This is a genomic window from Paucibacter sp. TC2R-5 (genome assembly GCF_025717605.1).
Lineage (GTDB): Bacteria > Pseudomonadota > Gammaproteobacteria > Burkholderiales > Burkholderiaceae_C > Paucibacter_A > Paucibacter_A albus.
Genome location: NZ_JAJIRQ010000005.1, coordinates 18,698 through 32,356 on the forward strand (window position 1 = coordinate 18,698; position 13,659 = coordinate 32,356).

Consider the following 13,659-nt stretch of genomic DNA (forward strand, 5'->3'; position numbering starts at 1 on the left):
CTTCAGAAGATCATGTCGTAGGAGACGGTCACCAACTTGCGGTAGCTGTCGGTGCCGTCCAAAAAGTCCCAGCGGCTGCGGTCGACTTGAAGCTTTAGGCTGCTGCTGTCGTTCAATTGATAGCGCAGCGTGACGCCGATATTGCTGTCGGTCTCGACATGTTTAGACGCATCACCTGAGCTGAAGGCCTTCAATTGACTGATGGTGAGCATGGGCAAGAAATTGCCGATGCGGTAGCCGCCACCGATCATGTAGCCGCGGTAGCTGCCGCGCGCTGGGGTGCGGGTGACGCGCGAAAACTCGCTGCGGCCGACCCAGTTGTCGAGGTCAATATTGAAGGCCGCCGAGCTAAAGGTCTGCGGCGAAGACTCACCGTAAACAGCCGGGTCCGGCGAGGTCTGTACCTTGCCTTCGGGCAGCCAGGCGACCGAGCGCTGTTTGGACTTGTTGTAGGAGAAGCGCGCGGTGAACCAGTCGCGATTGAGCTCCAAGTCAATGCCCATCATATTGTCCCAGCTGATGTCTTGGCGCTCGGGGCGCTCCAGCTTGCCGATCGGGTTGTCTTTGGAGTGTTCCTGGCCCGCGTAGGCATTGGACTTGACCGCCCAGCCGGCAATGTCATCGCGGTAGGTGATGTTGGCGCCGTTGTAGTTGACGACCGCCCAGCCGTACACATCGGGCGGTACACGCACCCAGTTGTAGGCAAAGCTGACGTCCTGGAAGTCCGAGTAATAGAACAGCGGCAAGCGCTTGCGACCGGCCTGCAGCGTGAATTTAGGGCTCAGGTTGTAGCTCAGAAAAGCCCATTCAATATCCAGCTTGGCCTTCTCGGCGGCGTGGCGCGCCATCAACTGGCCGGTGAAGGAGAAGTCGGAAGTGAAGTTCACCGTGCCTTGCAGGCCGGCTCGCGACTCTGGTTTCAAGGTCCAGCTGGTTTCATAGACCGAGCCATGCGAGAAGTCGGCCACATAGCAGGACGGGCATTTGGACCAGGTGTCTGGGTTGGGGTAGCCGATGTTCAGTCCGCCGCCGCTGAAGACGCGTCCGGCGGTCACATTGGCGAAGCCGGAATAGCTGTAGTCAATCGCTGACGCCGAGCCGGCCGCGAACAGCAGGGCAATGGCGGAACCGATTTTTGGCAGTTTGACAGCGTGAAGTTTTCTCATCTTCCGTCCTTTCGTGGTGGGCAGGCGCCATCCCAACAATGGCGCTCGTAGGACGGTATCGGCCCGGAGCGTGATTTCTTGAACGGTTTGTCTGGCCGTTTTTGCCTCAAGCATTCGGCCCGCGCACCGGCAGCCAGACCTTGAAGCAGCTGCCCGCGCCGGGGCTGGAAATCAGCTCGATGCGGCCACCATGCTTTTTGACGATGGAAAAGCTCAAGGACAGGCCCAGGCCCGTGCCTTGGCCGACCGGCTTGGTGGTGAAGAAGGGGTCGAAGATACGCCGCTGGACCTCGGCGCTCATGCCGCAGCCATTGTCTTGCACGCTGACGCAGACGTGATCATCGACCTGTTCGGTGCTGAGCTTGATCTCGCCGCGCTGTGCGATCGCGTGCGCCGCGTTGATGATCAGGTTCATGAAGACTTGGTTGAGCTGGCCGGCCAGGCAGCGCACCAAGGGCAGGCGGCCGAAGTTGCATGTGACCTCGGCCTGGTATTTGATTTCGTGGCGCACGACATTGAGCGTGGAGGCCAGGCCTTGGTTCAGGTCGGCCTCTTGCCAGTCGGCCTGGTCGACGCGCGAGAAGTCCTTCAAGTCCTGCACGATCTTCTTGACCCGGCTCAGGCCTTCGTCGCTTTCCTTGAGCAACTGCGGCAAGTCCTCGTGGATGAACTCCAGATCTGCCTGCTCGGCCAGGGCCTTGATTTGGGCCAGCCGCGCGGCCGGCTGCGCAGAAAAGTCCATGCCGCTGTAGAGCGTCACCAACTGCAGCAAGGGTTCGACATAGCGGCGCAGCGTGCCGAGATTGGAGCTGACGAAACCCACGGGGTTGTTGATCTCATGCGCGACACCGGCGGCCAACTGCCCGATCGAGGCCATCTTCTCGGACTGCAGCAACTGGTTCTGCGCTTCTTCCAGCCGGGCATGGGCTTGCTTGATGTCGCGGTAGTTGTTGACCAACTCGCGTTGCGCGCGCGTCACCTCGCTGCGGTCCTGCAGCAGCCACCAGACGCCCGAATGCAGATCGGCCGGGTTGGCCGGATAGGCAATCAGCTGCACCCAGATGCGGTTGCCGCTGGCGGTCAGCATTTCCATCTCATGGATCAGCGACTGCCCCTTGCTCAACACCGGCGCGGCAATCGTCAGCAGCTCCTGGTAGGCCTGCGGGCTGCTGAAGAATTGCGTGGCCAGCAACTCGGCGGGGTCACTGGCGTCGAGCTCGAAAATCTCGGCGAACTTTTTGTTGCTGCGGATGATTTTGTGGCGGCTGCTGTAGAGGATGCCGACGGAGGCGTTCTCCATGAAAGCGGCCAGTTCGCGGTGGCTGCGTGAGAGCTCGGCTGTACGCTCCACCACCGTGCGCTCCAACTCGGCCTGATGCTGGCGCAATTGTTCTTCGGCCAGATGGCGCTCGGTCACGTCGAGCAGCGTGGCAATCGCGCCGACCACCTTGCCCTGCATATCGTAGAGCGGCGCTGCGGTACAGAAGATCCAGCGCCCGGCCTCGCCGAATTGGGGGAAGAAGTCCTCGGTTTCATAGGCGCGCAGCACCAGGCTGGAGGCGCGCAAATTATCGCCGTAGAGGCGTTCGCGGGCTTCGGCCACCGAACCTTCAACGATCAGGTCCACCAAGAGCGGGCGCGCTTCAGCGTAGAAGGGCTTCCAGGCTTCGGTGCTGCCCACCACGTCGGAGGCCGCCACGCCGGTCAACTGGGCGCATGCCCCATTCCAATGCGTGATGCGGTGGTTTTTGTCGATCACAAAGGTCGGCACCGGGTTGTTTTCCAGGATCTGATGCATCACCTGCCCGACCTCCAGCAAGCTCATCTGCACATGGCGCATATCGCTCAAATCCTGGCAGCTCAGCAGCACCAGCTTGCCCTGCGCCGTGACCAGGCCGCGCGCGGTGATTTCCAAAAAACGCACCGCGCCGGTGGCGGTCATGGCCTCGCATTCCAGCGTCGGCAAGGCATCTTCTTGCTGCAAGCAGCGCTCACCATAAGCCTTCAGGTTTTCGACGTCCGCGTCATTGGCCCAGGCGTAATGCGGCAGGCTTTGCAGCTGCTCTAGGTCATAACCCAAGAGGCGCAACATGGCCGGGTTGGCGTAGATGATCAGGCCGCCGCCATGCACCAGCAAAGGCGCGCTGACCGCATCCAGCGCCTGTCGCTGAAGGTCATCGAGCTCTCTGGTCCGTGGCGCGCCAAACGCGGCAAGCTTGGATGTGGCGCTGCTGACGTCTGGCGTGTGATGCGCTTGCATGCTGTGTCCCTGGCGATATGTGCTTAGGCTGCTGCGCTAGCGACCGGGGCGGTTTGAGCAGGCTTTTTGCTCGCGCTGGCCGACTTCGCGTCCTGCGGCTTCTTGACGAAGAAGCTGAAGGGCTGCCCCAGCCGCTGCTCAAAATCCAGCACCTGTTTGATCACCGGTGGCGTGAAGCGGAAGGCTGCGGGCAGCAAGACATTGCCATGCGGGCTCAGCACAGGCCGGCTCAGCACCATGCCCGCTTTCAGCTGATCGGACGGCACTTCCATGTCCGCGCCGGCCTCGGCCGCCATTTCTTGCAAGACGGTGTCGAAGGCTTCTTGCACCGCCGCCTCTTGGCGGGTACCCAGGCCTTCGCGAATGGCTGTGGCTGCATCCTCGGTCGAGTAGACCTTCTCCGCCAAGCGCCCGCTGATCAGCGACTCAAAAGTGGCCGCCACCTGGATGATTTGGGCGCCCAGCGGCAGCTCCAGGCCTTGCAGCCCGTCGGGGAAGCCCTTGCCGTCGACCCGTTCATGCTGGGCACGGATGATCACGGCCGTCTGGCGCAGCCGGCCCAGAGGCATCAGTGCTGCTTGTGCATGTTGCGGGTGCAGCTTGTATTGCTCGAACTCGTCGCCTGTCATCAGCGACACGGTCTTTTGCAAAAGATGGTCGGGCAGGCCGATCTTGCCGACCTCATGCAGCAGACCGGCGTTGTAGATGTCGGTCACTTCGACGGCGCTCAGATCCATTTGCTCGGCCATGCGCCGGGCCAGCGTGGCCACCCGGTGGCCATGGCCGGCGACGCTGCCATCGCGCAGCTCCAGCAGGCCGGCAAACACGCTGATCGAGAGCGCGAAGTTTTCTTCCAATTGCAGATTGGCCGCGTTCAGCTGCTGGTTGGCTTTTTCCATCTGCGCATTGGCGGCGCCGAGCTGCACATTGGCGTCGGCCAGTTGGCCGTTGGATGCTTCGAGCTCCTGCGTGCGTGCCTTGACGCGCAGCTCCAACTCTTCATTGACGCCGTGCAGCTGTTGATTGGCGGTTTGCAACTGGCCATTGACCTCTTGCAGCTGGGTATTGGCCTCGTTCAGCTGGCCGTTGACCGATTGCAGCTGCAGGTTTTGTTCCTGGGTCAGCTGGACCAATTGGCGGTTTTCACGCTCCAGCCGGCTGCGGGTCAGGCCGTCGCTGACCGACAGCAAGATGTCCTGATCGTCCCAGGGCTTGGCGATATAGCGGTGGATCTCTCCGCGGTTGATGGCACCTATGGTGGAGCTGATGTCGGCATAGCCGGTCAGCATCACCCGCACGACTGCCGGCCAGCGTTGGCGCACCTGTTCCAGAAACTGCACGCCGTCCATCTCGGGCATGCGCATATCCGACACGACCAGATCGACCGACTCCAGCTCCAGCAGCGCCAAGCCGGCCGCCCCGCCTTCGGCCATCAAGACCTTGTAGCCTTGCGGGCGAAACAGGCGCCGCAAGGCGCTCAGGATGGAGGGTTCATCGTCGACGAACAAGATCGTGGCAATGGCGGCAGCTGGCGCAACTGCTGCTGTGGCGTCTGCTGCGGGCTCCGAGACGGTGGCAAGTTCTTCGCTCATGGCCTGTGGCTCCTTGACCGGCAGCGGCGTCAACGAACGCCGCCGGGCCGACCGCAATGCTGGACTCTAGCTTGATCGCATTTGCTTGCAAGTGCGCAAGTGCAGCACATGGGCTGCGTGAGCAAACGCACGACATCGGCAAGAAAAACATCGCGCCAACCGTCGCCAACCCTCGCAAAGCGGCCTTGCCTGCGAATCAGGGGCGGCTAGCTTGCTTGAGAGCCGGTCGCTGCGCCACCTCACCGTTTGCGCCCATGCCCAGCAAAAGCTCGCCCGCTTCCTGGCGCGCCGGTTGCACGCGCTGCAGCTTCCTCAAGAGCTGCTGCGCCTTGACAGGGTCGCTGCCGGCCATTGCCTGGGCCATGCGCAACAGCGGGTCATAGGCTGGGCGGAAGTCCGGGCTGAGCTGCAAGACTTTGAACAAGGGCTGCTCAACCTGAGCCAGCATCGCGCGCAGATCGCTGCTGGGCTGAATATGGCGCCCGGCCTCGATGAACTGACGGCGCGCCTGCCAATAGGCGCTCAGGCGGGCGGTGCTGTCGCTGTCGGTGTCGGTGTCGGAGCCCTTGTGGGCGCTCAGCAAGTCTGCGGGTTCAATGCTCAGAGCCGACAGCAGGTCCAGCAGCCGCTCCCGCGGCGCCGAGTCGGGCGCGTAGGTGATGCGCGGCGCCAAGTGCGCGACGACCGGATGGTCGTCGGTATTGGCCGCCACATCGCCCGCAAAGGCTTTCAGGGCCGCCGGCCCGGCGACAAAGCTGCCCAAGAGTGCAAATTCGTCCTCGATGCCGAATTGCGCCGGTGGCCGCTTGAAGGCGGCCGCGTCCAGCCGCGCACGCGCCGCCGCCAGGCTGGTGAAGCCGCCGGTGCCATCAGTTTGGCGGCCAATCAAGCCGAGCACCGGTGTCTCCAGGCTGTTGTTGGCCAGGATGGCGCTCGCTGCGGGGTTGGCGATCAAAAAGGCCTGCACGATGCTGCGCAGGCTCGCCAGGTCCAGCTGATGCAGCGGCAGCCATTGGCAGAACAGGCCGCCAGGGGCCAGCCTTGCACGCACCGCCTGAAAATGCTCGACCGTGTAGAGCGAGCCCGAGCCGCTGCGCGCCGGGTGGAAGTTGTCCGAGATGATGACGTCATAGTGCGTCGCTGCGGCTCTGACATAACGCCGTGCATCGGCGGCAATGAGTTGCAGATTGGCCTGTGGCTGGCCCTCGTTGAGGGTTTGGGTGAAATGTCCCGATGCGCTGATCACCTCGGGCAGCAGTTCCACCGCATCGACACGCAGCGTCGGGTCTTGCGCGGCCGATGCGGCCGTCATGCCTGTCCCTAAGCCCAGGAACAAGGACTGCTTGGGGGCAGGGTGCAGCAAGAGTGGCAGCAAGGCTTGGCGGGCATCGAACCAGAGGCTGGAGCTGCTGCCTTCTTGCTGGCGGTTGTTGATGCGCAGGCGTGATACGCCCTGCGCGTCTTCGACCACGCTGACGGCGGCCATCGCGCCCTCTTGGTAGCTGACGATGCGCCCGCCTTCGGGCACCTCGATAAAGGCCAGCGGCGGCGTCAGCAGCGCCAGCGCCAAGCAGGCGGCTGCGGGCATCAGCGTGATCGGGCGCAGCCAAGCCTTGCTTTGAATCAGCGCCAGATAGCCCAGCGGAATCAATAGCAAGGCCCACTTGATGCCCAGCAGCGGCGTCAGCAGCACGCCGAACAAGAGCGGAGCAAGCGCGGCGCCCAAGGTGTTGAAACCAATCGCGCGGCCGAAGCTCAAGCCCGCCTGGGCGGCTTGCGCGCAGAGTTGGCTGAACAGCGCACCCATCACCAGCGTCGGCAAGGCAAACGCGGCCACGGCCAAGGCGGCTTCGACGGCCATCGCCGCCGCCATGCCGGGCCCAAAGGCGCTCAGCAGCATGGCGCGCAGCCCTTCGGCCGCCCACAGGCTGGCGGCGCCCAAGAGGCAGGCCAGCGCCAGGGCCGCGAGCAAGCGATCGGTGAGCCCTGCGCCGCTTCCTTCGGGGCGCAGTCGGCGCTGCCACATCTGCCAGAGCACTGCCCCTGCTGCGGTGCCGATCAGGTAAACCGCCAGCAGCATGGCAAAGGTATAGACCGTGTCCTCGGTAACCTGGCTGAGCAAGCGCACCACCATCACTTCATAGCCTATGCCCAGCAGGCCGGTCAGGGCTAGGCGCATCAGCAGGGAGCCTTGACCGGCCGGTGAGTCGTTTGATGCAAGGTCGGCGCGGGCCAATGCGGGGCCGCGCAGCAGCAGCATGGCGCCGGCCGCGCACAGCAGATTGAGCAAGACGCACAAAACGGCCGTGCTGCTTAAGCCCAGCGTGGGAATGAGCCAGAAGGCGCTGGCCAGCACGCCCAAGACAGCGCCGGCCGTGTTGCTGGCATAGAGCGTGGCGATCGACCTGCCGGCGCTGCGCCACTGCGCCATCACGCGCTCCAGCGCCGGCAAGGTGGCCCCCATGGCGACGGTGGCCGGCAGCAGCAAGATGAAGCTGCCAGCGAAGGCGATCGTCCATTGCCAGGCCGGGCTGGGCCGCGCGCCGGTCAGCGTCAGCAGCGCGGCGCTGGCCGGCGCCATCAGTAGGATCAGCGCGACGCCCCAAGCGGCGATGATCAGCTCCATCGCCGCATACCAGCGCAGTGGATGGAGCGAGCGTTCGATGCGGGCACCCAGCCCTAAGGCGCCCAGCGATAAGCCCCCAAAAAACGCCGCGATCACCGCCAGCACGGCAGCCGATTCATGGCCCAGCCAGAGCCCGGCCTGCTGCGTCCAGACGATTTGGTAGCCCAGGCCCGCAAAGCCCGAGGCCAGCATCAGGGCCAGGGCGGCGCCTTCACCTCGTTTGATCGCCCTCATTTCAGCCGCTGAAGCTGACTTGATAGCCCCAGGAATCGAGCCTGGCGGGAATCGCATTGAAGGCCAGAGTGATGCGTCGCTCGCCTTCGTTAGGCGGCACCGCATGCATCAGATAGCTGGGGAACAGCACCAGATCACCGGCCGCCGGATTGGGGCTGATCCACTTCTCGGCATTGAAAGGCCCGGTGGTGACGCCGGCATGGTCGTTCTTGAAGGAAAAATCGGTGCCGCCCGGCGACTTCATGAAGACGGTGCGTGAGGACTCGTGCGTCGGCGTCAGATAGACCACGCCGGAGATAAAGCTGTTGGCATGGTTGTGCATGGCCTGGCGACCGCCCTGGTCCAGCACATTGACCCACATTTCCTTCAGCGACCAGCCCATTTGCTCGCCGAACATCAGTGCGCCGAATTCGCTCAATTTGGGCGTTATCAAGGCAGCCGCGTCGACCAGCAAGGGGCTTTCGCTGGGCTTGAGCATGCGGGTGTGGGAGAGATTCGTGGAGGCATTGTTTTCTTGCTGCGCTTGCTGGCTGAAATGCTGGACCAAGGCGTTCACCAAGGCGGGCGGCAAGGCGCCCGGCGCGCGCAAAAAAGGCGTGGGGAAAAGGGGGATGATTTCGGAGCTGGACATGGTCGGAGGTCAAAGGGATCAGGCAGCAAGGGTCAGACGGCAAAGGATCATGCAAAGATCGTGGTGATGCGCAGCAAAGACCAATAAGCAGCCATGGCGCCTATCATGTACAGCAGCACGGTTCGCGCTTTGGCGGCCCAAGCCCAGCGAGCCGTCAGGCGCCACAAAACATAGGCCGCAGCGACCGTCATCAACTGCCCGATCTCAACGCCGAGATTGAACGTTAGCAGCGCGATGAGCAAATGCTGGTCGGGCAGGCCGATTTCTTTCAGTGCGCCGGCAAAACCCAGGCCGTGCACCAGGCCGAACAAAAAGGCCACCAGCGCCGGCCAGCGCCGCGCAATCGTCTGGCGCGAGTGCAAGGCCTCGGCCGCGACCAGCACGATGGACAGCGCAATCGCCGCTTCCACCGGCGGCGGGCGCAATACCAGCCAACCTACGGCGCTGCTGGCCAAGGTCAGGCTGTGGGCGAGCGTGAAGGCGCTGATGGTCCAGATCAGGCGGCGATTGAAGCCCACCAACATCAGCATGGCGATCACGAACAGCAGGTGATCGATGCCGGCCAGGATGTGTTCAACACCCAGCAAGGTGTAGGCACGGGCGATCTCGCCCATGCCGCGTTGGTCATCGGCCGAGCCGAAGAGCTGCACGCTGGGTTGGCCGGCGGTCAGGGTGTAGACGCGGGTCTGGCCATCGAGCCAGAAGACCTTGACCATTACCGCCGAATAGGCCTGACCCACACCGTCCATCGCCATGCGCCCGCTCAAGCCGGCGGCGCCGCAGTGCAGCACATTGCTCTCGACCTGGCAGGCCTCGGGCCAGACCGGCTGCAAGACATCGGCCGGGGCGCGCTTCTCGCTGGCCGTCCATTGCCAGAAGAACTCGCCGCGCGCCATCTCGCGCAGCTGCATCTCGGCCATGCTCATTTCATGCGCTTGAGCCGCGCCCGGCAACAAGGCCAGAAGTGCCGAGAGGGCCAAAAGTGCTGGGAGCGCCAGGCCGCCCAGCAGCAGCTTGCACAGGCGCTGCATCATGGCTTGCTGGCCTCGAATTTGACTTTGTACTTCTGCGTCAGCGCGCGCACCGCAGCGCTGCGCTGTTCGGACAGGGTGGCGTCGGTCCAGTCTTGCTGTATGACCGTGCGCAGCGCCTCGAATGCGGCGGGCTGGGGCTTGCTGAGCGCGTCGAGTCGCATCGCGCGCCAGCCATCGCGGGTTTGCAGCGCATGCCATTCACCCGGCGCGATGGCCGCAAAGGTCTTGGCGAAGTCCGCGCCGTAGCTCTGCTCCAGATTGCTTTGTGGCCGGCCTTTGAAGACGCGCAGGCCGGCTTTTGCATCGCCCGCTGCGCCGGCATTCAATTCAGCGACGAAAGCCCGCACGGTGGCCTCTGAGTTGTCGCCCGCGAGCGCGGCTTCCTGGAAGTCAAAGCGGGCCGGCTCGTCGTATTTGACGCGGTTCTTTTCGAACCAGTCGCGCAAGACCTGCTCGGACACCGGTGGCAGCTTGGTGTTGGCGTCCACCACGCTGAGTGCTTTGAAGATCACCCGCTCGCGGATGGCCGTATCGCCGCGGTCGACCTGCAGCGCCAGGCCTTCACGGTAGAGCACTTCGTTGTCCAGCCAGACCTGGCGCAGCGCCTTGAGCTCCTCGGCATTGGGTTCGCGTCCGCGCGCTGCGCTGAAAATTTGTTTGGCCTCGGCATCGACCTCGGCTCCGACAACGATGTTGCGCGGGTCATCGGCGCGGCCGACCAAATAGTGGTCGGCTGCAAACAACAGGGCGCCCAACAGCAGGAAATGCAGCAGGGGCTCGCGCAGCCATGCCGAGCGAGCTTGGCCGGCTGAGCTGTTCGCAAGGCTGGCGAGCGATGGGGTGGTTTGTGATGTGGACATGGGGGTCAAAGTTTGGCTCAGCGTGCGGGAGGATGAGCCGTTTGGCAGCAAATCCAAAGATCTTATGACGTCAGCATGTCAGGATGAAGACGATGCCTTGTGGCTTCGCTGCGCCCTGAGCCAAGTAAAAAGGGCGCCATGCCTTGCCGCATGGCGCCCTTCAAGCGAGGCTTGTCAGTAATGGATTACTTGACGCCGGCCACCACGGTGGAGCCGTTCACTTGCACATAGATCGGGTTGCTGTAGAACCACAGATCGGACCAAGCGGCGACGTCATAGGACACGGCCTTCTGGCCGGCGATGGGCGAGGCGCCAGTGGCCGTGGCCAGGTGATCCGGGCAACCGTCGAACTGGTTGCCTGCGCTGTGCGCTGTCTTGCAAGCGATGGTCAGGCGGCTAGTGTCGCCGGCGTTGGTGTAAACGTCAGCCAGCGGGTTGCCATTGGCGTCGGTTTCAAAAGGCACGCCGGCCGGCAGATTGCTGCCGCGCAGACGCACATACTGGGATGCCGAGACTGCGGGGATGCGGTAAGTCATCTTCAGGAACTTGCTGTTGTCGACGCCCGAGGCGAAGGCCACCCAAGGCGTAGCGCCAGCGCCATTGAAGGTCTTGATCACTGCGGCGCTGGTGTTCTTGGCGGCAGCAGGCACCACGGACAGGTCGGCAGTCGTGCCGTCGGCCTTCAACCAATTGGTGTTGCGCGGCCATTCGCCAGCGTAATCGGCAGCACCAGGCGTCTTGTAGCCAGTCACCAGGCCACGTACTAGGTCGATGTGATCCAGCACCGGCTTGTTCAAGGGCTGGCTGACGCCGATCTGCGCCAATGAGGGGTTAGGGAAGCTGTAAGGCGAGTAGTTTTCGCCTTCTGGATCACGCACCACCACCGACACAATGATTTCGGCGCCAGGGCGAACCACCAGCTTTTCGCCCATGGTGGCGCAGCCGCTGGCATCAACGTCCTTGTTATTGGTTGCTGCGGCCACGGCCAGTGCTTCCACCGCTGCATTGCTGCGTGCGGCAGGGCCGGCGTAGGAGGCGCAGGCCACGAAGGCCAGGCGGTCGATCAGCTGGCCGCTGGATGCAAAGTTGTTGCCGCTGCGCAAGCCGTCAACAATCGTTTGTGGACGCAGCTTGTCGGCGCCGTTGCGCACCAGGGTGTAGTTGCGCTGATATTCGCCGGGGTAGAAGTCTTGCGTCGAGCGGCGGTCATCCGGGCCGAAGACGCCGCGGTTATGCCAGTCGGACGAAGCGAAGAACCAGAAGTTGCGGCCTTCGCCCAGCAAGGCGTCCCACACGCCGCCGACTTGAGCGCCGTAGACGCCGGTGCCGCCGTAGGTGGTACCGCCAACCGAGTCAACCAGCTGGCCGCCGAAGTTGTTGCGCTTGACTTGGTACTCACCGCGGTTGGACGAAGCGCCGTGGCCTGGCTGGGTCTCAAAGCCGAAGGCGATAGCCGGGCCGGCATTGTTGAAGTTGCGCAGATGCTCGACGTTGAAGCCTTGGTTGCCGTCGGCGTAGAAGGGGCCGGCGCGCTCCAAGTGGGCAGGTACATAGTAGCTGCCGTTGGCGTGGTTCTGGGCCATCCACTTGATGGCTTCCACGGTCTTCAGGTGACCCTTGGTGCCGTTGCCGGTGCCGCCGGCGGGCATCAGCTTTTGGGCTGTGGCGTTCCAGCTGAGGTCGCCGGAGCTGTTGCTGCCTCCAACCGAGCAATTCCAGTTGTTGCCGATGGCCGAGCTGGTCACATTGCCGCGGCTCTTGTCGGTGTCATTGCGGTCAAAGCAATACGACCATTGCGACAGCGCGTTGGCATTGCCCAAGGCGGTGTAGCCTGGTGTTGTTGGCATGGTGGCGCTATCCAGCGAGGCTGGCATCTGGCCGGTGATGATGCTCATCGAGGCGTGCTCATGGCCGGCCACAACCGACTCCATGCCGATGAACAAGGGCAGGCCTTTGGAAGTTGCCAGGTACTCGATCAGCGGGTACTGGAACTCCTGAATCGACTGCCAGCGCCACATATTGCCGTTGCCGGTTGGGCCGCCGTTATCGCCCTTAATCGCGGCCTTGCCGATGCTATTGGCCCAGGTCGTTGACGGACCCGTGTCGGCAACGTATGGGTAGGCCGGTGTGCTCAATGTTGCATCTTCGACCAATGTGCAGTTGCGGTTGCCGTTGCCGCCATGGCCGGCTTGCACAAACCAGTCCAGGCCCCAAGGCGTGTTGCCGCCATTGCCGGCTTTGTCGGTGACCTTCTTGACCAGCTTCTGCATCGAGATCGAGCCGTCCGAGCAGGTGGTGTGGTTGTGGAAGTCACCTGCGACATATTGACCGGCCGCTTTGCCGGCGGGGGCGGCAGTGACAGCGCTGGCAGTGCTAGGAACGATGGCGATGGCCGCGAGCGCCGCGAGGGCGAGCTGGCTCTTGCTGAAACCGAATTTCATGGATGCAACTCCTGATTGTTCTGAGGGAGGGGTGGAGGGAAGGGCGGGGTAAAAGCCTGTCAAGGATCTGCCGGTGTTTTTTGGCAGGGCGACAGCATGCGGCGCGATCGTAGGCAGCGCAGGTGACCTGGGCGTGACGGTTTGCCCGTGCCTGATGGCCTACGGTGAATGTTTAGCTTTCGTAGTCGACGCTGAGGTCGGCTTCGATGCGACCACCTTTTTCGAACACCAGGGTCAAGGGGTAGCTGCGTCCTAGCTCGAGCGGATGCTTCAGGCCGGTCAAGCGGATGAAGGTGCCGGTTTCGCTGAGCAGGGTTTCCTGGCCGGCCGGGATCAAGAAATTCAATTCCCGCTTGCTGGCACCGACACCGACACCGCCCAGCTCAGCCCCGGCCGCGACCGGCGTTTCGAGGTGGATCAGGCGATCGTCGTCGGTGACCTCATCGAACTTCATGCTGACGATAGCGGTCGTCGCGTTCGCGGCGGAGACGCGGGTCCAAGGGTGGGTGACGCGCAAGGTGGTGCAGAAAAACTCGCAGGCACGCGCCGATGGCAAGCAGGCGACGAGGCCGCTGACCATCAGGCCTCGCAACAAAAAGCGGCGATCAAAATGCTGAGTCATCGGGGGAGGCCTGTGGGTATGGGACGAGAAGCGCAGAGCGTAAGGTTGTCATATGAAGCGGCGATGACAGTGTTGCTCTGGGCCTTGCTAGCCGCACGCATTGCCTGATCCGAATGGCGGCCGCAAGAGGGGCGGCGTGGTCACACTGTTGTCGTGTTGCGTGCATAGACTGGCGGCGCAATGTGGCTATGTT

The 13,659-nt window shown here is 63.2% G+C and carries 9 protein-coding genes; all 9 read right to left on the reverse strand.

Going from position 1 to position 13,659, the window contains the following annotated elements; genetic code table 11:
* Positions 1 to 2: 2 nt before the first annotated feature.
* Entirely contained in the window at positions 3 to 1,166 is a 1,164-nt protein-coding gene (locus LNV08_RS12820; protein ID WP_263534106.1) for a porin, read from the reverse strand.
* Between the two features lie 106 nt (positions 1,167 to 1,272).
* Positions 1,273 to 3,426, reverse strand: a complete 2,154-nt coding sequence (locus LNV08_RS12825; protein ID WP_263534107.1) for an ATP-binding protein — start codon at positions 3,424 to 3,426, stop codon at positions 1,273 to 1,275.
* 23 nt (positions 3,427 to 3,449) lie between these two features.
* On the reverse strand, positions 3,450 to 5,018 hold the full coding sequence (locus tag LNV08_RS12830) for an HD domain-containing phosphohydrolase (protein ID WP_263534108.1): 1,569 nt from the start codon (positions 5,016 to 5,018) through the stop codon (positions 3,450 to 3,452).
* Between the two features lie 196 nt (positions 5,019 to 5,214).
* Positions 5,215 to 7,878, reverse strand: coding sequence for an MnmC family methyltransferase (locus tag LNV08_RS12835; protein ID WP_263534109.1), 2,664 nt, complete (start codon positions 7,876 to 7,878; stop codon positions 5,215 to 5,217).
* Position 7,879: 1 nt separating this feature from the next.
* Entirely contained in the window at positions 7,880 to 8,509 is a 630-nt protein-coding gene (locus tag LNV08_RS12840) for a 2OG-Fe(II) oxygenase family protein (protein ID WP_263534110.1), read from the reverse strand.
* A 47-nt stretch (positions 8,510 to 8,556) separates the two neighbouring features.
* Complete coding sequence (locus LNV08_RS12845) at positions 8,557 to 9,543, reverse strand: HupE/UreJ family protein (RefSeq protein WP_263534111.1); 987 nt, start codon at positions 9,541 to 9,543, stop codon at positions 8,557 to 8,559.
* Positions 9,540 to 10,403: a peptidylprolyl isomerase gene (locus LNV08_RS12850; RefSeq protein WP_263534112.1), complete on the reverse strand. Its 864-nt coding sequence runs from the start codon at positions 10,401 to 10,403 to the stop codon at positions 9,540 to 9,542. The genes LNV08_RS12845 and LNV08_RS12850 overlap by 4 nt, the downstream gene beginning before the upstream one ends.
* Before the next feature lie 185 nt (positions 10,404 to 10,588).
* Positions 10,589 to 12,844 carry a hypothetical protein gene (locus LNV08_RS12855; protein ID WP_263534113.1) on the reverse strand — a complete coding sequence of 752 codons (2,256 nt, stop codon included), beginning with the start codon at positions 12,842 to 12,844 and terminating at the stop codon, positions 10,589 to 10,591.
* A 172-nt stretch (positions 12,845 to 13,016) separates the two neighbouring features.
* Positions 13,017 to 13,466, reverse strand: a complete 450-nt coding sequence (locus LNV08_RS12860) for a copper chaperone PCu(A)C (protein ID WP_263534114.1) — start codon at positions 13,464 to 13,466, stop codon at positions 13,017 to 13,019.
* Between the last annotated feature and the right edge of the window lie 193 nt (positions 13,467 to 13,659).